We start from the raw sequence: 21336 nt of genomic DNA on the forward strand, positions 1-21336 counted from the left end.
GTCACCTGACGGTGTTGCGCACGCCACTTTCGTGGTCAAAAGTGAATCAGTCCCGCATCTGACCAGGAAGGCAGCAATATGCCGACCACACGTACAGTTCGCAACTCCTTGACCGTCCTGGCCGGCGTCGCGCTGCTCGGCTCGGTCACGGTCGGCGTCGCCGACGCCACCCCGCCGGGCATCCCGTCGGCCGCCACCGCGAAGAGCCAGCTCTCCGGTCTCACGGTGAAACCGGACGGCTCGCAGGACGGCTACAGCCGCGACAAGTTCCCGCACTGGATCGACCAGGGCAACAACTGCAACACGCGCGAGGCGGTCCTCAAGCGCGACGGCACGAACGTCAAAGTCGGCTCCGACTGCTACCCGACGTCGGGCACCTGGACCTCGCCCTACGACGACGCGACGTGGAGCTCTCCCTCCGATGTGGACATCGACCACGTGGTGCCGCTCGCCGACGCCTGGCGCACCGGCGCGTCGTCCTGGACCACCGCGCAGCGGCAGGCCTACGCCAACGACCTGTCCGACCCGCAACTGATCGCGGTGACCGACAACGTGAACCAGCAAAAGGGCGACAAGTCGCCGGACCAGTGGAAGCCGCCGTCCACCGGTTACTGGTGCACTTACGCCAAGATGTGGGTGACGGTCAAGTACAAGTTCAAGCTCACCGTGAATTCGGCGGAGAAGTCTGCGCTGACGGACATGCTGGGCCGCTGCTGACGCTTTCGGCCCTACCGCGGGCACCGCCGCCGTCCTATGGTCCGAACCCATGCGGAAGATCACGGCGGCGGTGCTGGCGGTGTTCCTGGTGCTCTGCGGAGCAGCCCCGGCGACGGCGGCGAACGGACGCAGAGTCGTTGTCTACTACCAAACGACGCACCAGAACGGGTCGTACATCTCCCCGTTGGGGCTCACCGACCACGACACCGGCGTCACTGACGTGATCGTCGGAGCCGTGCACCTCAACGACGGCGGAACCATGACGCTCAACGACGATCCGCCGTCGGACGCCAAGTTCACGCAGATGTGGGCCGACCTCGCCACAATGCAGAGCAAAGGCGTGCACGCACTCGCTTTCGTCGGCGGCGCGGCGAAGGGCAGCTTCCAGCGCCTGGAGCAGGACTTCGACACCTACTATCCGTTGCTGCGCAACCTGATCCGCGACCATTCGCTGTCCGGCATCGACCTCGACGTCGAGGAGCAGATGTCGAACGACGCGCTGAACCGGGTGATCGACGCGCTGCGGGGCGACTTCGGCCCGGACTTCCTGATCACCCTCGCGCCGGTCGCGACCGAACNCTTTCCGGTCTCGACTACGACCGGCTCTACCGCGAACGCGGCGACCAGATCTCCTGGTTCAACGCCCAGTTCTACTGCGGCTGGGGCTCGCTAGCCGACCCGTCGGGCTACGACCAGATCATCGCCCACGGCGTCGTCCCGGCAAGCAAGGTCGTCGCCGGAACGGTCACGAATCCCGCTAACTGCAACGGTTACGTCGACATGCCGACGCTGAAGAACACAGTCGGCAGCCTGGTCCAGAAGTACTCGGATTTCGGCGGCATCGATGGCTGGGAGTACTTCAACTCGCTGCCCGGCGACACCGCCGCACCGTGGGAATGGGCGCAGCAGATCGCACCGGCGGTCAAGGGTTAGCCAGCCGGAGGATTTCCCTTGCCAGCGCGTCGTTCTGCCGGAACGAGATCGCGTTCGTACGCGGCCGGGTGAAGGCTCCCGCCGAGCGGACGCTCGTGTGCGGGCCCACCGCGAACCGCCGCGGATGCGCCACTCCGTCCACAGTGACCAGCCGGAAGTCGTTGAGGGTCGTGGCGATCCGTCCGGACGGCAACGTCGCACCGTCGACATCCGGCACGGTTTCCTCGGCCAGCGCACCGGTGTCCCGCAGATTGCGCAACAGCGGGTCGGACACTCGCGGAACGCTCGCGTCCGGCAGTCGCGCCTCGATCAACGTACGCGCGGTGACGGTGTCCGGATGGCTGGCGCTTGCCGCGACGAACGTCCCGGCCGTCTCGTCGGCGGCGATCGAGATCTCCGCCCCGAGGAACGACACGACGCCAGCGTCCTCAAGAGCGAGCAGCTCGTTGAGCCGACGTGGCGGCGGACCACTTGCGTAGTAAGAGAAGAAGCCATGGAACCAGCCGTCCATATCGGACACTTGAGACGCGGCGGTCAGCCGTCCGGTCGCGAGCAGCGCGGGCAATTGACCGATCACTGACAGCAGGGCCAGGAACGCGCCGAGGTCCGCGCTGTGGTGCACATCCGCCCGGCGCGCGAGGTCGGACTCGATGTATTTCCGCACCGCTTTCCCGAATTCCTCGCCGGAATCAAACCGGCGGCCCGCGAACGGGCGGTTCAGCCGCTCCAGGTCGAGCCGGTCTTCCAGGGCGGGCACCGCGGCTGCGATCAGAGCGTCCATTTCGGGCGACAACCACGGCAGGTCGGCGAATTTGTCCGCGAAGACCGCGAAATCCGTGCGCACACGATCCGGATGTCCGGTGAACAGCTCGGTGTAATACGCCCAGGCGAGTTCTTTCGCGATGAGCGGCCACACGTCCGCACGGAAGTCGAGCGGGCCGGCCAGCCCGTNNNNCCGGTCTTCGCGTGATACGGCACCCCGCGCCGGGAGCCGACGTGCAGCACCGGCTCGGCGCCGCTCGGGTGGTAGCGCAGGCCGCCGCACGGCAGTTCCTCGAATCGGCCGCCGCGCCCCTCCGTGAGCAACAGCATCAGGTCCACGAACGCGAGGCCGAAACCGCGCACTAGCACCGGTTCTCCGGCAGGCACCGCGGAGTAGTCGACGTCCGCGGTGTAGCCAGCGGGGTAGTAGGACAGCTCGTGCCGCTCGGCGAACGACTCCAGCTCGCGTTCGCGAGAGTCGGGGACCGCGTCGAGGTGGCCGACAGTGAGCACCACGGCGTCGGCGGGCACGGTCGTGCCGTCGGAAAGCCGCACGGTCTCGTCGTCGTCGATGCTCTCGGCCGTGGCGAGATGCTCGACCACCGTGATGCCAGGCGGCAATTCGGCCACCACCTTGCGGTAGAACCACTCCAGGTACCGGCTTTGCAGCCGCCGGGTCGGGAAATCCGTGGCGGCGAGGGTTTCGAACTCCGCGCGGACGTCTTCCGGCACCGGAAAGGCGAGGGTTCCCGCGCGCACCTGCCGCACCCACTCGATCAGCGACGGGCCGGGCCGCACCGGACCGTCGATCCGGACGGTGTCGTCAGTGAACACGGTGACGTCCTCGGGCATCGAGTTCATCCGCAGCAGCGGCGACTGCTCGTACCGCCACACGCGGCCGGGGCCGGGCGGGAACGGGTCGATGAGATGGACTTCGATCCGCCGGTCGCCGAGCAGGCCGGCGGCGCTCGCGGACAGCCGTTCGAGGACGCCGACCCCGCGAGGTCCGGCGCCCACGATGGCGAGCGTGAACGTCGGGAGAGCGGTCACCTGGGCGAAGCTACGCGGCTAGACGGCCGGGCGGCGGCCGTTCCACACTGCGGACGAGCCACCCGAAAGGATGTGTCACAAACCACAAATATCGAAGCGGCCCCAGCGGGGAGTGCGGAGCGCTATCGTCTGGACACGTGGCGAACTGACCGTGACCTGTCGGATACCGGCGAAAGAACCTAGAGAATCACCAACAGTCACGAGACACTGAGCTTGACAACTCACTTCGTGTGACCGGCCCGTGACCAGGAGGATCTAGGGTCACCCGTTGGTCACCAGTGCGGCACAGTCCGCACACAGCAGCGGGGAGAACACGCATGACGACAGCACCACACCGGGTCACGTTCCGCGAGGTGTTCGGAGTCGCCGAGTTCCGCGCGATGTGGTTCGGCGAACTGCTGTCGATCGCCGGTGACCAGCTCGCCAGGGTCGCGTTGTCCGTCCTGGTCTACGCCAACACCGGTTCGGCGACGCTGACCGGCCTCACCTACGCGCTCACATTCTTCCCGTCGCTGCTGGGCGGCATCTTCCTCACCGGATTCGCCGACCGCTTCCCGCGCCGGGCGGTCATGGTCACCGTCGACCTCACCCGCGCGGCGCTGATTCTGTGCGTTGCCATTCCCGGACTGCCGTTCTGGGCACTATGCGTGCTCGTCGGCTGTGTTTCGCTGCTGAATCCGCCGTTCAAGGCGTCTCAGCTGGCGTTGCTTCCGCAGGTGCTCGAAGGCGACCGATTCGTGGTCGGCATGGGCATCCGGAGCATGACGGTCCAATCCGCGCAGCTGCTCGGTTTCGCCGGCGGCGGCGCGCTGCTGCTCGCGATGGACGCCCGCCTCGCCCTGGTGCTCGACGCGGGCACCTTCGTGCTCTCCGCGCTCTTCCTCCGCTTCGGACTCAAGGCCCGCCCCGCGGCGGCCAGCGGCGAAAAGCGCAAGCCGTTCTTCTCCTCGCTGAGCGCGGGCGGCCGCGTCGCCTTCGCGACCACGGCGTTGCGTTCCTTGATGGTCTTCACCTGGCTCGCCGGGCTGATGCCGGTGTACGAGGGCATTGCCGCGCCCTACGTCGCTTCCTCGGGCGGCGGGTCCGAGATGATCGGCTTTCTGCTTGCCGCCGATCCGGTGGGCAGCGTGATCTTCACGTTCATCTACACGCGCTGGGTGCCCGCCGCGATCCGGCCGAAGCTGATCGGCCCGATGACCGCACTCGCCGCGATCCCGCTGCTGCTCTGCTTCCTGCAGCCGGGCCCGATCGTCTCGGTGATCCTGTTCGTGATCTCCGGCGGCTTCGGCACGATCGCGCTGCTGCAGGCGACGGCGTCGCTGACGGTCGCGGTCCCGGACGAGAGCCGGGCGCAGACGATGGGACTGTCGAACACCGGATTGACCACGACGATGGGCGTGACGCCGCTGATCGGCGGGGTCATCGCGGACCACGTGAGCGCGCAGACGACGGTCGGGATCTTTGGATTGGCCGGCCTGCTGATCACGATTCCGCTCGCGATCGCGTGGCAGCGGAGCTTTTCCGGACAGGCTGAAGACGGGTCAGCGAAGGAAGCCACACGCGCCGAACATGCCTGAATACCCCGACATGCCCCGCGCGTGAGGCTCTGACCTGCGCGACCTTGCGGTGCTGCTACGCGGTCACTGTTCCTTGCTGCGCATCGCTGGTCACCCTTCATCCGGCGTGTTCGGGAAAAATGTACACACCTAAGGCCCTTGTGGACAGGCGGCAAACGGTCTGAAACTGTGAGTAAGGCGAGCGTCACTGGAGATCCGCGCAAGACTCGGGGGGAAGAATGGTCACATCGGGGGAATTTTCTGCTCTGGGGCTGCGCGATGCGGTTTCTCGGTGGTCGCTCTGGTCCCGGCCGCGGCAGTGGGTCGCGGTCACGCTGACGAGCATGGCCGTCACGGTGGTGCTCACCGTGGTCAGCACACTGGTGTTCCCGGTCAGCCTCGGCCAGATCGGCATCCTCGGCATGCTCGCCGGACTGGCGATCGCGCAGACCGAGGTCACGCGGCAGATCGAGCGGCAGCGCCGGATGCTGAGCCAGGGCCCGCACATCACCGTCACCTCGGTGTGGCTGCTTCCGGCGGCGCTGCTGGTGCCGCCGCAGCTGGTGGCCGCGCTGGGCGTGATCATTTACGTCTACCTGGCGTTCCGCAGCTGGAACGGCACGCGCCCCGGTGAGGCGCACCGCGTCGCGGCCAACGCGACCACGATGATCCTGTCCGGTTTCGGCGCCGCGCTGGCCGGACACCTCGCGGACGGCCACAGCGTCACCACCGTGGTGGCGGGCGCGCTCGGATACTTCCTGGTCAACACCGCGCTGACCGGCCTTGGCCTGTACCTGACCGACCCGGCGAAGGCGACGCCCGAATCGTGCCTGGGCACAATGGACGACAACCTGCTGGAACTGGCGACCCTGTGCGTCGGCGGACTGCTCGTGATGGTGCTGAGCCACGAACCGCTGCTGTCGGTGCTGGTGATCCTCCCGCTGTACGTGCTGCAGCGGTCGATGCTGATCAAGCGGCTTGAGGAACTCGCGACCACGGACCAGAAGACCCAGCTGCTCAACGCCACCACCTGGCAGGACGGCGCGCAGCGCGAGATTTCCCGCGCCGAGCGCGAGAACGGCAGCTTCGGCGCGCTGATGATCGACCTCGACCACTTCAAGCGGATCAATGACACGTTCGGCCACCTCGCGGGCGATGCCGTGCTCAAGGCCGTTGCCGCCGTGGTGAAACAGGAGACGAGGGCACACGACCTCGTCGGCCGGTTCGGCGGCGAGGAGTTCGTCGCGCTGCTGCCGTCGACGTCGAAGGAAGACGCGATCGTGACAGCGGAACGAATCCGGCAGCGGATCAGCGAACTGGTGATCCCGACCCAGACGAACGAAGGCGAGTCGGTCTCGATCGAGAACCGGACCGCGTCGATCGGGGTAGCCGCGTTCCCGCTGGACGGGACAAGCATCGAAGAAGTCATGGCCGCGGCGGACGCTGCGGTGTATGCGGCGAAGGACAGCGGCCGCAACCGGGTCGTCGGCTCGGTCACGCCGGCCCGGGAACTCGCGGCAGTCGCCTGACGACCTCGGACCCGGCCGGCACCCTCCCCCGGCCGGCCGGGTCCATCCTTCCGCCAGCTTCGGAAATGACACCTGTGTCGCTCACCGAGATCCGCCCAGCCCACGACGAAGAATTCCCCGCCGTCGCCGCGTTGCGCTGGCGATGGGTTGCCGGCCAAGGCGGTCCGCTGCACGGTGATCAGGCCGATTTCGTACGCGAGTTCGCCGCCTGGGCCCGCGCACACGCCGAAACGCATCGCTGTGTGGTCGCGGTGCGGGATGAACACGTGCTCGGCATGGCGTTCCTCGCGCTGACCCCCAGAGTGCCGACACCGCAGGACTTTTCGCGGGTCTGCGGCGACGTGCAATGCGTCTACGTCGTGCCGGAAGCGCGCGACAGCGGCGTCGGCGGGCTCCTGATCGAGGCGACGCTGCGGCTGGCCGCGGAATCCGGACTGGAGCGGGTGACCGTGCATTCCTCGGATCGCGCGATCCCGGCCTATCTGCGGCACGGGTTTTCGGTGTCGAAGAACCTGCTGCAAAGCGACCTGCGGATCGCGGCCGACGTACCGGCTAACCGAGCCTGTCCCTAGGCCCCTCCGGCTTTTTTCCGCTGCGCGATCTCCCTGAACTCCTGCGCGGTGCGCTGCACGAACGCCGCCGACGCGCGGGAATCCAGGGAGACCTCGCGGATCCGGTCCGCGACCTCGCAGTAGGTGTCGTTCCCCTCGTCGAGGAGGAAGGCCCCCGAGTGCTGGTGCTCGAAGTAGACGATCGGGTCGCCGACCTCCACGTGGTACACGCAAAACCGGCCGGCCAGACCCGGATGCCCGCCGTTGCCCGCGGGCACGACGCGGACCGACAGCTTCGCCGACGTCGCCATCAGGTCGGCGAGGAAACGCAGCTGCCGGGCCATCGTCGCGGGTCCGCCGACCGGATTGCGCAATGCTGCCTCGCCCAGCAACACCTCACACGGAATCGCGCCGGGACCGACCACCAGCGGACGGCGCATCATCCGGAGCTCCGCCTGGCGTTCCGCGTCCTTCAGCGACAATCCGTCGGCGAGGAACAGCGCCCGCGCGTAATCCGGGATCTGCAGCAGTCCCGGCACGAGAAGCGGCTGCCATTCGACGACCGACGTCGCGGCGCGTTCGCAGGCGAGCAGCCCGCCGAGGTGGTCAGGGGCGGACTGCTTGCCGCGGGCGACCCAGCCCGGTTCGGCGGTGCCGCGCGCCAGTTGCAGGATCCGTTGTTTCTCCGCACCCACGACGCCGAGCGCGCCGAGGATGCCCGCGACGTCCTCCAGCGCGGGAATCCGTTGTCCCAGCTCCCAGTTCGACACCAGCGCGGGGTTGGTGCCGACTCGCCGGGCGAGTTCGCGCAGTCCGAAACGGGCGTCGATCCGGGCCTCGCGCAACGCGGTGCCGAGGGTGCGGATCCGGGGGGTGAGCATGGCCGTGCCTCGCATGGCCGCCTTTGTAGGTGTCACCAAATGCGAACACCTCTAGCTGTCACCCGAAGGTGGGCAGACGGCCGGTCGCGCCCTGGTTTTCGCCCGTGCGCGACCGGCGGCCCGCGTCACTTCAGGCCGGTCGCCTCGGCCGCGGCCGGGTCGGAGTCGGCGAGGAACGTCTTGCAGCGCTCGTACTCCTCGGACTCGCCGATCCGGCCCGCCGCGGTGCCGAGCACGGCGAGCGCGCGCAGGAAACCCTGGTTCGGCCGGTGCGCCCACGGCACCGGGCCGAAGCCCTTCCAGCCGGCGCGGCNGGCGGAGCTGGTCGAGGCCGCGGTGGTAGCCGGTGCGGGCGTAGGCGTAGGCGGCGACGGTCTCGCCGTCGGCGAGCGCGCGTTCGGCGAGCGTGGCCCAGGCCTCGCTGTAGCCGGGGTGTTCGGCGGCCACGGCGGACGGGTCCGTCCCGGAGTCGAGCGCGGCCTGCGCTTCGGTGTGCTCGGGCAGCAGCGTGGGCTCGGGGCCCAGCAGGTTGTGCGTCATGCCGCCATTGTGCCCACGATGCTCCCAGCTCAGAGGAACAGGCTGGTCAGCACGCCTCCGCCGGCCAGAACGAGTGCTGCGATCAGCACGGCGGCGACAGCTCGTTTCGGCATCATGGGCCGACACCCTGCCGTGCCAGAAGGCGCGAGGGCAAGTCCGCCACCCGTAGGGGTGAACCCCGGTTTTTGCCCCTTCTCCCGCCGCGGTCTCTTGCGGCAGGGAATGATGGCGCCTATGACGAAGGCGGTTGAAGACGTCGCCGGCCCCGCGGTCCCGCGCGGACCCGTGGGCAAGACCAGGCTTTTCTTCGCGACGCACTGGCACCGCGGCGCGCCGGGAGCACCGACGCCGGCATGGGTGCTGCGGTTCTGTTACGGCATGTGGCTGACCGCGTTCGCGTTCAAGCTCGTCGGGTCGTCGTGGGACATGTCGTGGCACTTCAAGTGGCTGCGCGACGACCTCGCCCCGCCGCACCTGATCAACACCGTCGGCACGGTGATCATCGTCGTGCTGGTGGCGATCCACAGCTACACCGGCCTCGGCTGCGACCGGCGCTCGCTGCGGCTCATGCAGGCCGGGCTGATCGTGTTCCTGGTCGCCGCGCCGCTCGACGTGATCAACCACCGCGTGAACGGCCTCGACCTGACCGCGTGGAGCCCGTCGCACATGATGCTGTACCTCGGCACCGGCATCATGCAGGCGGGCGTCCTGCTCGGCTGGCTGCGGCTGTCCCCGCCGGGCCGCTTCCGCACCGGGGTGCTGCTCGCGCTGTGGGCGTTCTTCCTGGAGAACACCTTCTTCCCGAACGGCCAGCAGGAGTACGGCATCCTCGGCCTGCGGGCTTGGGAACGCGGCGCGCCCGAGGCGGAGCCGACGCTGCTTTCCTTCGCCGCCAACCAGATCGGCCACCCGGTCGACCGGGCCGCGGTGGTGCACTTCACGATGCCGATCCCGGAGTGGGTGTACCCGCTGTGGGGCATCGGGGTTTCGGCGCTGATCCTGGTGCTCGCTCGCAAGACCGTCGGACGGCGCTGGGCCGGGCTGACCGTGGCCGGTGCGTACGTCGCGTACCGGTGCGTGATGTGGCCGCTGCTGCTGGCGCTGGGCTTCCCGGTGTCGACGGTGCCGTTCTATCTGCTGGCCGTCGGGATCGCGGTGGACCTGGCTTTCCTCCTGCCGCGGCCTGCGGTGGCGGGGGCGGTTCTGGTGACCGCGCTCGGGTATGGCGCGTTCTGGGTGCAGTCGCAGTTGCGGCCTTGGCTGCTCGGGGAGCAACAGACCGAATCCGCGCCGCCGGTGGCGTATTGGACGGCTTTGGTCGCGCTGGCGGCGGTGTTCGCGCTGTGGGCTGGGGCCGGTCCGGCTAAGGAGTGGTGGGCTTCGCGGCGTGCGGTCGCGGCGTAACGCGGGGGTGCCGTGCGACTCAGCGCGCACGCCCGCAGGCAGGTCCAGCGGCAAGCCACGCGACTGATCGCGGAGCGGTTCCGGGATCCCTTCCGGCGCAACGCGTTGGCCGGGTTTCCGGAGCGGACCGCCGAAGGCTGGCAGCTGGCGGTGCGCACTGCTCCGCCTGCTCGCCGAAGTCGTCAGCAAGAACGGAAACCTGCTGCTCAACATCGGCCCACGAGAGGACGGCACGATCGCGGACTGGTTGAGTTCGCGCCTGCTGGACCTGGGCCGTTGGCTGCGTATCACCAGCCGCGCGTGCGGTGGACCCGAGCCATGGACGGGGATCTTTGTTACACCCGAACGCGCGGCGCGTTCAACCTGAGCCCGCTCCATTGGCCGGGTGATTGGTCGCTTGCCGACCCAGACGCCTTGGAGTCGGCCGAAGGAGGATGCCCATGACGATCCACTGCCAGCAGGTTAATCGTGGAAAAGTACAGATTCTTGCCGCATATCAGGGTTGGCTGGCGTCGTGTCGTCCACCGTCACCGGCGTTCTGACCTCACAGAAGGCCTGGGTTAGCCTGGCCTTGAGCAAGCCGTTGCGAACCCGGGCTTTTGCTCGAATCCTACTTTCAATATGCCAACAGTGAACCTCGATTGTTCATCGAGGGCTGTGAAATATTCGATGACCTGTTCGAAGAAGACGAGATCTCGTACCTTATCAATGACCACTGTGCGCTGCCCGGGCTCCGCTCCAGCTGCGAGCTCCGACGGCCGTGGGTCATCCTGGCGACTCCGGCCTCGGTCGTAGATGGGGCGGGGCGTCCCATTCGGCCATACGCAGGGCGAGGTGCTGGTCAGGAAAAACCGCCCTGCGGGTTCGCTTCAAACGCCATACGAAAACTGTCCGCGTTGTTCTCGACCCAGAGGTACTCGTTCGACGGAGTGTTGCCGGGCACGCGGAAGTTGTGGATCTGCCACCAGAGGTGAAGAGCGTTGCAGCGCTGGTTAAGCGCGTCAGAACCCCCGCCGACAGCTGCGGCGTTCCAGCGCACAGGGACAACCCGCAGATCATGTGCTTCTGCGCGGTACCGGCGGGCCGCCGCAGTAAGCTGGCCAGCATACTCGTCCATGTTTTTCGTCCAGGCCAGCAACTCGCGCCCCCACCTGTCGCCGAGCATCCGCGCCGCCTCGATTGCCGTCCCGCCAGGCAATCCCGGTGCGACGCCAGCCAGATCAACCGATTGCGCGCCGGTTGCCGACCTTTTCGCGGCCCCTGAGGACTTCTCGATCGCATCGAGCACCACTTCAGTGGCCGGTTCCGCAATGCGCCAAGCGAGCTGCCTCGCGGGAAAAAACGGGGAGGCCGCCCCGATCAAAAGATCGAGACAGCCTCCCGGGAAAACCCCGTCAGCCCAGCTTCTTGCCAGCCGAGCCGAGCGCCTGCGAAGCCTCGACCACCCGGGTCGCCATGCCCGTTTCGGCGGCCTTCAGGTAGCTGCGCGGGTCGTACACCTTCTTGTTGCCGACCTCGCCGTCGATCTTCAGCACGCCGTCGTAGTTCTTGAAGAAGTGGTCCGCGATCGGGCGGGTGAACGCGTACTGCGTGTCGGTGTCCACGTTCATCTTCACCACGCCGTAGGACACCGCCTCGCGGATTTCCTCCGGGAGCGAGCCGGAGCCGCCGTGGAAGACCAGTTCGAAGGGCTTCGAGCCGGCTGCGAGGCCGAGCTTCTTCGACGCCGCTTCCTGTCCGCCCTTGAGCACGTCCGGGCGCAGCTTCACGTTGCCCGGCTTGTACACGCCGTGCACGTTGCCGAACGTCGCGGCCAGCAGGTAGCGGCCCTTCTCGCCGGCACCCAGCGCGTCGATCGTCTTCAGGAAGTCGCCTTCGGCGGTGTAGAGCTTCTCGTTGATCTCCGCCTCGACGCCGTCTTCCTCGCCGCCGACGACGCCGATCTCGACCTCGAGGATGATCTTCGCCGCCGCGGCCTTGGCGAGCAGTTCCTGCGCGATCTGCAGGTTCTCGTCCAGGTCGATGGCCGAACCGTCCCACATGTGGGACTGGAACAGCGGCAGCCCGCCGGCGCGGACGCGCTCGGCGGAGATCTCGATCAGCGGGCGGACGAAGCCGTCCAGCTTGTCCTTCGGGCAGTGGTCGGTGTGCAGCGCGACGTTGACGTCGTACTTCGCCGCCACCACCTGAGCGAACTCGGCCAGCGCGGTCGCGCCGACAACCATGTCCTTCACCTTCTGCCCGGACGCGAACTCCGCGCCGCCGGTGGAGAACTGGATGATCCCGTCGCTCTCCGCCTCGGCGAACCCGCGGATCGCGGCGTTCACGGTTTCCGACGAGGTCACGTTGATGGCCGGGAAGGCGAATTCGTCCTTCTTCGCCCGGTCGAGCATCTCCGCGTACACCTCGGGGGTGGCGATGGGCATCGGTTCCTCCTCGAGACGACTGGCTTCTACAGCGGCATCGTACGAGGTGGACCGGCCGGGGCGACCGGTCCCACCGCACACGAGACGAAACCGACTGGAGCGATTCAGAGCAGCTCGGCCGCGATTGCCCGGTAGGCAGGGAACGGATCCTCGTCCAGCGGCTGCACGCTGACATGCTCAGCCCCCGCGTCGAGGTGTGCTCGCAGGCCCTTGGCCAGCGCTTTTCCGTCGCCGTGGACCGCGAGTGCGTCGATCAGCCGGTCGCTGCCCTTGCCCGCGACGTCCTCCTCGGAGAAGCCGTGCCTGCGCAGGTTCGCGGTGTAGTTGGACAGGCCGAGATAGACCTGCACCGTCTTGCGGCCGGTCTCGCGCGCCCGCTCCGGGTCGGTGTCGAAGACGACCTTCTGCTCGGGCGCGAGCACCGCCGCGGAGCCGAGGATCTCCCGAGCGGCCCGGGTGTGCTCCGGGGTGGTCAGGTACGGGTGCGCGGCCGCGGTGCGGTCGCGGGCGAGTTCGAGCACCTTCGGGCCGAGCGCGGCCAGCGCGCGTGATTCCGTGGGCACCCCGGCCGCGTCGAGTGCGTCCAGGTACTCGACCAGCGCCGCGTAGGGCTTCTTGTACTCCTGCGTGTGCTCGCGGTGGCCCGCGCCGACGCCGAGCAGGAACCGTCCCGGGTGCTTGCCCTCGATGCGGTGGAAGGCCCGCGCGATGTCCTCGGGCGCGTCGGCCCAGATGTTGACGATCCCGGTGGCGATCTTGATCCCCTCGGTCGCGGCCAGCAGTTCGTCGACGATCGCCAGGTCGCCGCCGGGAGAACCGCCGAGCCAGATCGTGCCGTAGCCCAGTTTCTCCACCTCGGCGGCGAACGCGCCGTCGACCGCGGTCGAGTTCCGCCAAACGCCTAGCTTGCCCAGTTCGATAGCCATGTCCCGCCCAACGCGCGAGAACCCGGTTTTCCTCCCGTCCCGGCCGGATTAGGTTCGAAAGCATGACGAAGCTCGGCACCACGGAATTGGATATCCACGGCCTCAACCTCGGCTGCAACGTCTTCGGCCACACCGCGGACGAACCCACGTCATTCGCTGTTCTCGACGCGTACACCGCGGCCGGGGGAAACTTCCTCGACACCGCCAACACCTACGGCGGCGGAGGCGGTTCCGAAACGATCATCGGCGACTGGCTCGCCAAGCGCGGCCGCCGCGACGACATCGTCATCGCCACCAAGGTCGGCGCGGGAGACGAGCGACCCGGCCTCGCCGCGAAGAACATCGCCGAGGCGGTCGAGGAATCGCTGCGCCGCCTGCGAACCGACCACATCGACCTGTACTACGCGCACAAGGACGATCCGGACACCCCGCAGGAAGAAACCCTCGCTGCGTTCGACCAGCTCGTCCGCGACGGCAAGGTCCGCTACCTCGCGGCGTCCAACTACGAGCCGGACCGGCTCGCCTCCGCACTGTCCATTTCGGACCAGAATGGCCTCGCCCGATACGTTGCCCTGCAACCGCACTACAACCTGGTCGAGCGCGATTACGAGCGGGAGCTGGCCCCGCTCGTCGCCAGGGAGAACCTGGTGACACTGCCGTATTTCGGACTGGCCAAGGGATTCCTCACCGGCAAGTACCGTTCGAAGGACGAGCCGGGGGACTCGCCGCGCGCTCCGCGGGCGCTGGAGTACCTCGACGCCCGCGGCGAACGAGTGCTCGCCGCGCTGGACGAAGTGGCTGCCGCGCACCAGGCTTCGGTCGCCAGTGTCGCGCTCGCGTGGCTCCGTCAGCAGCCGACCGTCGCCGCGCCGATCGCCAGCGCGCGGACCCCGGAGCAGCTCGTTGACCTGCTCGCTTCGGTCGAGCTGACCCTGACCGACGCCGAACTCACCGCTTTGGGCGAAGCGTCGAACTGATACTTACCGAAGAGTAGCTTACTGCGGGTAGGTTGTTGTACGGTGCCCTCCGGACAGGCAAAACCGGCTCAGGAGGGCACCGTGGCTCAGAAGCAGGTCGACGGCAAGGTCGTGCTCATCACCGGAGCCGCTCGCGGGATCGGAGCCGGCCTGGCCGAGCGGCTCGCCGCGCGCGGAGCCAAGGTCGCGCTCGTCGGGCTTGAGGCAGCCGAACAGGAAGCGGTCGCCAAGCGGATCGGCCCGAGCGCGAAATCCTGGGAAGCCGACGTGACCAGCTGGGACGACCTGGAGCGCGTCACCGAGGGCGTGGTCGAGCACTTCGGCGGCATCGACATCGTCATCGCCAACGCGGGCATCGCGACCGCCGGGTTCGTGCGTTCGGTGGACCGCGCCGCGTTCGAGCGGGTGATCGAGGTCGACCTGCTCGGCGTGTGGCGCACGTTCCGCGTCACGATGCCGCACGTGATCGAACGCCGCGGCTACCTGCTCGGCATCTCCTCGCTCGCCGCGATCACGCACGCGCCGGGCATGGCGAACTACGCCGCCGCGAAGGCGGGCGTCGAAGCGTTCTGCAACAGCCTGCGCGCGGAGGTAGCGCACCTCGGCGTGAAGGTCGGCGTCGCGCACCCCACCTGGATCCGCACCGACCTGGTCGAAAGCGCCGACGCGCACCCGGTGTTCGGCAAACTGCGTTCCGGGATGCCGGGCCTGCTCGGCAAGACCTACCCGCTGGACGTCGCGCTCGACGACCTGGAGGCCGGGATTCTGCGCCGCGCCCGGACGATCCACGTGCCACGCTGGGTCGGCGGGCTCAAGCTGCTGCGCTCGTTCCTGCCGCCGATCGTCGAACTCGGCGCGCGGACGCGGGTGCCGGCGGCGGACCGGGCCGCGCTGAAGGACGTCGAGGAGCGCGGCGCGTTCGAGTCGTCGGTCAACGGCCACGGCGGGCGCGCGGCCACCAAGCGCAACTGAGCAGCGCCATGTCCCGTCGCGACCAGATCCGGATGACACCGGACGAGGTGCAGGCCTACCTGGCCGAGCAGAAGGTCATCACCGTGGCCTCGATCGGCCCGAACGGCAGGCCGCACCTCACCGCCCTCTGGTACTACCCGCACGAGGGCGGGGTCGCGACGTGGACCTATGGCACCTCGCAGAAAGCGAAGAACCTGCGCCGGCTGCCCGAGGCGACCGTGCTGATCGAAAGCGGCGATTCGTATGACCAGCTGCGCGGGCTTTCGTTCGAGGCAGACGTCGAGTTCGTCGAGGACACCGAGCAGGTCACGGCGATGGGGATCGCGCTGATGATGCGCTACTCCGGGGCCGAACCGGGCGCGCCGGCGCCTGCCGAGCTGCGGACCTTCATCGAAGGGCAGGCTCCGAAGCGGATCGGGCTGATCCTGCGTCCGACGAAGATCGCGAGCTGGGACCACTCGAAACTCGGCGGCGGCTACTAGGGCACGAGGGCGACAAGACTCAGCCCGGCAGTACGTTCCGCCAGGTCGAGAGCGGATTCCGGATCGTCGAGACCCACCTTCAGCAGCTCGACGGCGGAGAGGTCCAGCGCACCCGAGCGGACGAGGTTCCACACCGTCCGCACCGTCTCGTCGTCGCTCATCCAGGAGCCGCGCAGGGTGAGCCTGCGGTGCGTGAATTCTCCGTACGGAATGGTCAGGTCCTGGCGCACACCGCCGATGAGCACCAGGGTGCCGCGCACCCGCAAGCTGTCGCAGGCCGCCATCGTGGCGTCCGCCGTCGGGGTGGCGCCGAGAGCGTCGAGGGCGACGTCCACCGGGCCGATCGCCGCCGCGTCCGTCGCACGATCGCCGGTCAGCTGGTGGGTACGCACGCGCGGACCGAGTTCGGCCAGCCGGTCGAGCGCCACCTTGTTGCGGCCCGCCGCCGTCACCGTCGCCGCACCCTCCGCCAGCGCCAGCAGCACGGCAGCGCCACCCAGTTGACCGGTCGCACCGATCACCGCGACGTCGCGTCCGGCCAGCGGACCCGCGGTGTGCAAGCCCGCGGCGGCCACGCAGAGCCACGGCAGAAACGCCAGCCGCGCGGGGTCCGGGTAATTCTCGGCACCGGGCAGCTTGACCATTGTTTCCTTGGCGCACAACGCTTTCTCCGCGAAGGTGCCGTCCCGCCACATCTCGCGCATGCGGTCCGTGCGCTCGTTGCCGCCGGAAGCGCCGAGGCCGGCCCAGCCGACCAGGATCTCGTCGCCGTCGCCCGCGTTGAGCAGCGCTGTGTCCAGCACGAGGTCGCCCGGCGCGACGTGGAAGACGTCCGGCGCGACGTCGGTCACGCGGCCGATGCACGAGGGGCCGAGGATCAGCGGGAGCGGCAGACCGCCGCGACCGCCCGTCACCACCGCCTTCGTGTAGGCCGGGAGATGCGCGGCGAGCACCTCCACGACCACGCCGCCGCCCGGTAGCGCGGGTTCCGGAAGTTCAGAGAGGCGCAGGCCTTGCGCATCAACGTTCCAAGCTCGCATGCGACTTAGCTTCGCGCACCGTTAAGCTGGTATCCAGAATCGCATTATTCTGGTACTGGAGGTGCTAGGGTGAGCGCCGAACTGGGCACTTTCCTGCGCAGCCGCCGCGAGCGGATCGCCCCGGCCGACGCGGGCCTGCCGATCACCGGACGCCGCCGCACGCCCGGGTTGCGCCGCGAGGAACTGGCCCTGCTGGCCGGGATCAGCGCCACCTGGCTCACTTATCTCGAACAGGGCCGCGACGTCCGCCCATCCGACCAAGTGCTCGACGCCCTGGCCCGGGCACTGCGGCTGACCAGCTCCGAGCAGGAACACCTGCGCCGCCTCGCCGGTGGCGGCGGCGCCACCGAAGACGCACCCGAGGAAGCCGCGCCCGAGGTGGCGGGCGTCCCGGCGATGCTGGGCGACAACCCCGCGTACGTCACCGGCATCTGTTACGACCTGCTCGCCTACAACGACGCCGCGGCGGAGCTGTTCCGGAACATCGAGCCGGGCGCGAACGTCGTCCGCTGGATATTCACCGATCCCGCCGCCCGGGAGGTCCTGGTCGACTGGGAGCAGGAAGCGCGCAACATCCTGGCCCGGCTGCGCGCGATCGCCGGACGCCATCCCGGCCACCCGCGGGTGACCCGGCTGGTGGCCGAGCTGACCGAGGCGAGCCCCGAGGTGCGCGAGTGGTGGCCGCACTACGAAATCCAGTTCAGCCACGCGGGTCAGAAGCGCTTTCGGCACCCCAGGCTTGGCGTGGTGACGGCGACGCACGCCGCGTTCCACGTGGCCGAGCGTCCGGAGCAGACGCTGGTGGTCTACCGCCTGCCGAGCGGTACTGACGAGTAGGAAGTACTTTCGAGTAACTGTTACCTGAGGTAACATCAACGCTGCCAGACCCCCAGCGCAGCGGAGGCCGACAAGATGACCGAGCGGTTCAAGGTCGTGATCGTGGGCACCGGGTTTTCCGGGCTCGGCCAGGCGATCCAGCTCGAAAAAGCGGGCATCCGGGACTACCTGATCCTGGAGAAGGCCGACGAGGTCGGCGGCACCTGGCGGGACAACTCGTACCCCGGCTGCGCGTGTGACGTGCAGTCCCACATGTACTCGTTCTCCTACGCGCAGAACCCCGACTGGAGCCGGTCGTTCTCGCCGCAGCCGGAGATCTTCGACTACCTCAAGGGCGTCGCCGAGAAGTACCGGCTGCGCGAGAAGATCCGGTTCGGCACCGAGATCACCGGCGCGCACTGGGACGAGAGCGAACGCCGCTGGACCGTGGAAACCAAGGGCGGTGCCGAGTTCTCCGCGCAGTTCCTCGTCGCAGGCGTCGGCGGACTGCACATCCCGCAGATCCCGAAACTGCCCGGGATCTCCAAGTTCAAGGGCCAGACCTGGCATTCGGCGCAGTGGAACCACGAGTTCGACCTGGCGGGCAAGCGGGTCGCGGTGATCGGCACCGGCGCGAGCGCGGTGCAGTTCGTGCCGAAGATCGCGCCCGAGGTCGGCGAACTGACCCTGTTCCAACGCACGCCGCCGTGGATCATGCCGAAGCCGGACCACGCGATGCCGGGCTGGGCAAGGCAGCTGTTCAAACGCGTTCCGGGCACGCAGCGGCTGTACCGCAACGCGTTGTACTGGATGCTCGAATCCCGCGCGATCGGGTTCAACGGGCATCCGAAACTCATGCGGGCCGCCGAGGTTCTCGCGCGCAGGCACATCGCGAAGGGCATCAAAAACCCCGCGCTGCGCCGGAAAGTCACGCCCGACTACACGATGGGCTGCAAACGCGTCCTGCTGTCGAATGACTATTTCCCGGCACTGGACCGGCCGAACGTCGATGTCGTCACCGACGGCGTCGCCGAGGTCCGCGCGCACAGCATCGTCGACACCGCCGGGGTCGAGCACGAGGTCGACGCGATCATCTACGGCACCGGTTTCAAGGTGACCGACGCGCTGGAGTACCTCGACATCACCGGCGTCGGCGGCCGCGATCTCGCGAAAACCTGGGCCACCGAAGGGATCCAGACGCACAAGGGGATCACCGTGTCCGGGTTCCCCAACCTGTTCTTCCTGCTCGGCCCGAACACCGCGCTCGGCCACAACTCCGTGGTGTTCATGATCGAATCGCAATCCCGCTACGTGGTCGACGCGATCCGGCTGGCCGATTCCCGCGGTGCGGCGGCACTGGACGTGCGGCCGTCAGTGCAGGACGAGTTCCAGGAACAGATCCAGGACAAGCTGGTCAAGGGCGTGTGGACCCAGGGCGGCTGCAAGAGCTGGTACCTCGACTCGAAGGGCGTCAACCGGACGATCTGGCCGGGCTTCACCTGGCGCTACTGGCTGGAGACGCGGCGCGTCGAGCCGAGCGACTACGAACTGAGCGGCCGGTCATGAGCGCCGACCACGAGCAGATCGTGCTCCACGCGCGCGACGTGGAGTTCGACTGGTCGAAGCTGCCGATGCACTGGATTCCCGGGCAGCCGCAGGCCACGCACAGCATCAACGTGCTGCACCTGGCGCTGCCCGAGGGCGAACGCTGGTTCGTCGAGGTGTTCAAGCAGGCCGTGCCGCTGATCCGCGACGAGCGGCTCAAGGAGGACGTGCTCGGGTTCATCGGCCAGGAGGCGATGCACGCCGTGGCGCACGACGGCGCGGCGGAGCACCTGGAGTCCGCCGGGGTTTCCGTGCGGCCCTACATCGCGCAGATGGAGTGGATGTTCCGGCGGCTGCTGGGCGACCGGCCCGGATCGAGCCGGGAATGGCTGATCGAACGGCTCGCGCTGGTCGCGGCGATCGAGCACTACACCGCGTTTCTCGGCCAGTGGATCCTCGACGCGAAGGCGCTCGACGCGGCCGGCGCGGACGAGACGATGCTGGATCTCCTTCGCTGGCACGGTGCGGAAGAGGTCGAGCACCGGTCGGTGGCCTACGACCTGTTCTGCCACCTCGACGGCCGCTACGGTCGGCGGGTGCGTTCGATGCTCGTGGTGACGCCGGTGCTGGCGTGGATTTTCCTGCGTGGCACCCGGTTCCTGATGAAGAACGACCCGACGCGCCCCGGCCGCACCAGCTGGCGGGCCTACCGGCGCGCCGCCCGGCTCGGACTCTTGCCGGGACCGCGCGACCTGCTGCGCGAGATCCGGCCGTACTTCCGGAAGTCCTATCACCCCACCGAAACCGGCAACACCGACCAGGCGGTGGCGTACCTGGCGAGTTCGCCCGCGGCCAAGGCCGCCGACGCTCCGCGATGACCGCACCGCGGTTCCCGCCCCGGCTCGACGGCAGCGGCAGGCGCGACCGGCTGATGTCCACTTTGGTCGCGGTCGGCGCGGCTTATCGAAGGCTGGCCGAGGTTTCCGGTCGACGGCGTCCGCCGGTGCGGGAGATCGACCGTCGGCTGCCGTTGGTCGTCGAGGCCGTGCGCGCTGAGGCCGAGGGCGTGGTGAGTCTCCGGCTCGTGCGGCCCGACTCGACCTCGTTGCCCGCGTGGCGGCCAGGCGCACACATCGATCTGATCCTGCCTTCCGGAACGGTCCGGCAGTATTCGCTGTGCGGCTCGCCTTCGGACCTGTCGCACTACCGGATTGCCGTGCGGCGCATCGGTTCCGCATCGGCCGAGGTGCACGCGCTCACCGCCGGAACCCGCGTCACCGTGCGCGGGCCGCGCAATGCTTTCCCGTTCGTCGCCGCGCCCGCGTACCACTTCGTGGCGGGCGGAATCGGGATCACGCCGATCCTGCCGATGGTGCACCGCGCGGAAGCGAGCGGCGCGGATTGGCGGCTGGTCTACACCGGCCGTGACCGGGAGTCGATGCCGTTCCTCGACGAACTTCCGGCCGAGCGAGTGCGGATCCGGCCGGACACGGAGTTCGGCATCCCGGCGTCCGGCGCGGAACTGCTGGAGGAAATGCCCGCCGGCGCGTCGGTGTACTGCTGCGGCCCGATGCCGATGATCACCGGCGTCCGCGTCGACCTGGCTCGCACGGGTGCCGCCGCGGTCTACTTCGAACGGTTCTCGCCGCCGCCGATCGTGGACGGCGAACCGTTCCGCGTGGTCCTGCGGCGCAGCGGCCGCACCCTCGACGTACCTGCCGACCGCTCCACGCTCGACGTGGTGCGCGAGGTGCTGCCGGACGTGCCGTACTCGTGCCGCCAGGGCTTCTGCGGCACCTGCGAGGTGGCGGCCGAGGACGGCGGGCGCGTGCGGATCTGCGTCGACCGCGGGCCCGCCGTCCTGGAGCTTTAGGGCTCGACCCAGGTCCCCAGCACCGGCTTGAACTCGCGCACCGTTCGCTCGGCCACGACGCCTTCGAGCGCATACGGGTCGTTGTCGATCAGCTCGGCCAGCGCCGTCTCGTCCTCGGCCTGCCAGAGCACCAGCCCGCCGGAGTTGTCGGCGAGGGGACCGGCCACCGCGACGCGGCCCGCGTCGACGTGCTCTTTCAGGTAGTCCCGATGCCGCGGCCGGACGTCGGCCAGCTTCTCCGGGACGTAGCGGATCTCGACGAGGTACCAGGCCATGCGCTTACTCCTGGGGTGAGCACGACAGTGACGCCGCAGACGCTACCGGTGACCGCCGGGCGGACGCACCATGCGAGCGGT

General features: G+C 68.5%; 21 protein-coding genes and 2 pseudogenes. 15 read left to right on the top strand and 8 right to left on the bottom strand.

From position 1 onward, the window contains the following. Nucleotides 1–78 precede the first annotated feature (78 nt). The 3 genes from A4R44_RS07020 to A4R44_RS48835 all read left to right on the top strand — a co-directional run bounded on the left by A4R44_RS07020 (nucleotide 79) and on the right by A4R44_RS48835 (nucleotide 1650). Nucleotides 79–717, top strand: a complete 639-nt coding sequence (locus A4R44_RS07020) for an HNH endonuclease family protein (RefSeq protein WP_067577435.1) — start codon at nucleotides 79–81, stop codon at nucleotides 715–717. Between the two features lie 49 nt (nucleotides 718–766). Beyond that, a complete protein-coding gene (locus tag A4R44_RS07025) occupies nucleotides 767–1390 on the top strand; it encodes a glycosyl hydrolase family 18 protein (RefSeq protein ID WP_198545191.1) in 624 nt (207 codons plus the stop codon). 107 nt (nucleotides 1391–1497) lie between these two features. Next, the gene (locus A4R44_RS48835) at nucleotides 1498–1650 is read left to right on the top strand and encodes a hypothetical protein (RefSeq protein WP_198545192.1); all 153 of its coding nucleotides are present in this window, start codon (nucleotides 1498–1500) and stop codon (nucleotides 1648–1650) included. On the opposite strand, the pseudogene A4R44_RS07030 reads toward A4R44_RS48835, so the two are convergent. Beyond that, nucleotides 1640–3462 (bottom strand): annotated as a pseudogene (locus tag A4R44_RS07030) (FAD/NAD(P)-binding protein). The gene A4R44_RS48835 and the pseudogene A4R44_RS07030 overlap by 11 nt on opposite strands. A gap of 317 nt (nucleotides 3463–3779) precedes the next feature. Between A4R44_RS07030 and A4R44_RS07035 the strand changes: the two are divergent. The 3 genes from A4R44_RS07035 to A4R44_RS07045 all read left to right on the top strand — a co-directional run bounded on the left by A4R44_RS07035 (nucleotide 3780) and on the right by A4R44_RS07045 (nucleotide 7119). Next, nucleotides 3780–5039 carry an MFS transporter gene (locus A4R44_RS07035; RefSeq protein ID WP_067577437.1) on the top strand — a complete coding sequence of 420 codons (1260 nt, stop codon included), beginning with the start codon at nucleotides 3780–3782 and terminating at the stop codon, nucleotides 5037–5039. 323 nt (nucleotides 5040–5362) lie between these two features. Beyond that, a complete protein-coding gene (locus A4R44_RS07040; RefSeq protein WP_067578104.1) occupies nucleotides 5363–6547 on the top strand; it encodes a GGDEF domain-containing protein in 1185 nt (394 codons plus the stop codon). Between the two features lie 65 nt (nucleotides 6548–6612). Continuing rightward, nucleotides 6613–7119, top strand: coding sequence for a GNAT family N-acetyltransferase (locus tag A4R44_RS07045; RefSeq protein WP_067577439.1), 507 nt, complete (start codon nucleotides 6613–6615; stop codon nucleotides 7117–7119). Here A4R44_RS07045 and A4R44_RS07050 read toward each other — a convergent pair. Then, on the bottom strand, nucleotides 7116–7994 hold the full coding sequence (locus A4R44_RS07050; RefSeq protein WP_067577441.1) for a Scr1 family TA system antitoxin-like transcriptional regulator: 879 nt from the start codon (nucleotides 7992–7994) through the stop codon (nucleotides 7116–7118). The genes A4R44_RS07045 and A4R44_RS07050 overlap by 4 nt on opposite strands. A 110-nt stretch (nucleotides 7995–8104) precedes the next feature. Next, nucleotides 8105–8519: pseudogene (locus A4R44_RS07055) on the bottom strand (DUF3151 domain-containing protein). A 234-nt stretch (nucleotides 8520–8753) separates the two neighbouring features. On the opposite strand from A4R44_RS07055, the gene A4R44_RS07060 reads away from it, so the two are divergent. Next, nucleotides 8754–9923: a hypothetical protein gene (locus tag A4R44_RS07060; protein WP_198545193.1), complete on the top strand. Its 1170-nt coding sequence runs from the start codon at nucleotides 8754–8756 to the stop codon at nucleotides 9921–9923. A gap of 166 nt (nucleotides 9924–10089) precedes the next feature. Next, nucleotides 10090–10290: an alpha-L-fucosidase gene (locus A4R44_RS52225; protein ID WP_369805854.1), complete on the top strand. Its 201-nt coding sequence runs from the start codon at nucleotides 10090–10092 to the stop codon at nucleotides 10288–10290. A 474-nt stretch (nucleotides 10291–10764) separates the two neighbouring features. Here the strand turns inward: A4R44_RS52225 and A4R44_RS48845 are convergent, their stop codons facing one another. The 3 genes from A4R44_RS48845 to A4R44_RS07075 all read right to left on the bottom strand — a co-directional run bounded on the left by A4R44_RS48845 (nucleotide 10765) and on the right by A4R44_RS07075 (nucleotide 13275). Beyond that, nucleotides 10765–11211 carry a hypothetical protein gene (locus A4R44_RS48845; RefSeq protein WP_198545194.1) on the bottom strand — a complete coding sequence of 149 codons (447 nt, stop codon included), beginning with the start codon at nucleotides 11209–11211 and terminating at the stop codon, nucleotides 10765–10767. A gap of 106 nt (nucleotides 11212–11317) precedes the next feature. Beyond that, nucleotides 11318–12349, bottom strand: a complete 1032-nt coding sequence (gene fbaA / locus A4R44_RS07070) for a class II fructose-bisphosphate aldolase (protein WP_067577447.1) — start codon at nucleotides 12347–12349, stop codon at nucleotides 11318–11320. Between the two features lie 104 nt (nucleotides 12350–12453). Further along, on the bottom strand, nucleotides 12454–13275 hold the full coding sequence (locus A4R44_RS07075) for an LLM class F420-dependent oxidoreductase (protein ID WP_067577449.1): 822 nt from the start codon (nucleotides 13273–13275) through the stop codon (nucleotides 12454–12456). A gap of 62 nt (nucleotides 13276–13337) precedes the next feature. On the opposite strand from A4R44_RS07075, the gene A4R44_RS07080 reads away from it, so the two are divergent. The 3 genes from A4R44_RS07080 (at nucleotide 13338) to A4R44_RS07090 (ending at nucleotide 15706) form a co-directional block, all read left to right on the top strand. Further along, nucleotides 13338–14252: an aldo/keto reductase gene (locus tag A4R44_RS07080; protein ID WP_067577451.1), complete on the top strand. Its 915-nt coding sequence runs from the start codon at nucleotides 13338–13340 to the stop codon at nucleotides 14250–14252. An 81-nt stretch (nucleotides 14253–14333) separates the two neighbouring features. Further along, nucleotides 14334–15224, top strand: coding sequence for an SDR family oxidoreductase (locus tag A4R44_RS07085; protein ID WP_067577453.1), 891 nt, complete (start codon nucleotides 14334–14336; stop codon nucleotides 15222–15224). 8 nt (nucleotides 15225–15232) lie between these two features. Continuing rightward, nucleotides 15233–15706: a pyridoxamine 5'-phosphate oxidase family protein gene (locus A4R44_RS07090; RefSeq protein WP_067577455.1), complete on the top strand. Its 474-nt coding sequence runs from the start codon at nucleotides 15233–15235 to the stop codon at nucleotides 15704–15706. On the opposite strand, the gene A4R44_RS07095 is transcribed toward A4R44_RS07090, so the two are convergent. Beyond that, complete coding sequence (locus A4R44_RS07095) at nucleotides 15703–16746, bottom strand: zinc-binding dehydrogenase (RefSeq protein WP_067577457.1); 1044 nt, start codon at nucleotides 16744–16746, stop codon at nucleotides 15703–15705. The genes A4R44_RS07090 and A4R44_RS07095 overlap by 4 nt on opposite strands. 69 nt (nucleotides 16747–16815) lie before the next feature. Here A4R44_RS07095 and A4R44_RS07100 point away from each other — a divergent pair, with 69 nt between their 5' ends. The 4 genes from A4R44_RS07100 to A4R44_RS07115 all read left to right on the top strand — a co-directional run bounded on the left by A4R44_RS07100 (nucleotide 16816) and on the right by A4R44_RS07115 (nucleotide 20980). After that, entirely contained in the window at nucleotides 16816–17583 is a 768-nt protein-coding gene (locus tag A4R44_RS07100; RefSeq protein WP_067577459.1) for a helix-turn-helix transcriptional regulator, read from the top strand. 75 nt (nucleotides 17584–17658) lie between these two features. Further along, a complete protein-coding gene (locus A4R44_RS07105) occupies nucleotides 17659–19128 on the top strand; it encodes an NAD(P)/FAD-dependent oxidoreductase (RefSeq protein ID WP_067577461.1) in 1470 nt (489 codons plus the stop codon). Beyond that, a complete protein-coding gene (locus A4R44_RS07110; protein ID WP_067577462.1) occupies nucleotides 19125–19985 on the top strand; it encodes a metal-dependent hydrolase in 861 nt (286 codons plus the stop codon). Before A4R44_RS07105 ends, A4R44_RS07110 begins: the two co-directional genes overlap by 4 nt. Further along, the gene (locus A4R44_RS07115) at nucleotides 19982–20980 is read left to right on the top strand and encodes a PDR/VanB family oxidoreductase (RefSeq protein ID WP_067577464.1); all 999 of its coding nucleotides are present in this window, start codon (nucleotides 19982–19984) and stop codon (nucleotides 20978–20980) included. The genes A4R44_RS07110 and A4R44_RS07115 overlap by 4 nt, the downstream gene beginning before the upstream one ends. Here the strand turns inward: A4R44_RS07115 and A4R44_RS07120 are convergent. Continuing rightward, nucleotides 20977–21255 (bottom strand): YciI family protein, encoded by a 279-nt coding sequence (locus tag A4R44_RS07120; RefSeq protein ID WP_067577466.1) that lies wholly within the window; start codon nucleotides 21253–21255, stop codon nucleotides 20977–20979. The two genes, A4R44_RS07115 and A4R44_RS07120, sit on opposite strands and share 4 nt — an antisense overlap. Nucleotides 21256–21336: the final 81 nt, after the last annotated feature.

This window comes from Amycolatopsis sp. M39 (assembly GCF_001651785.1).
Lineage (GTDB): Bacteria > Actinomycetota > Actinomycetes > Mycobacteriales > Pseudonocardiaceae > Amycolatopsis > Amycolatopsis rubida.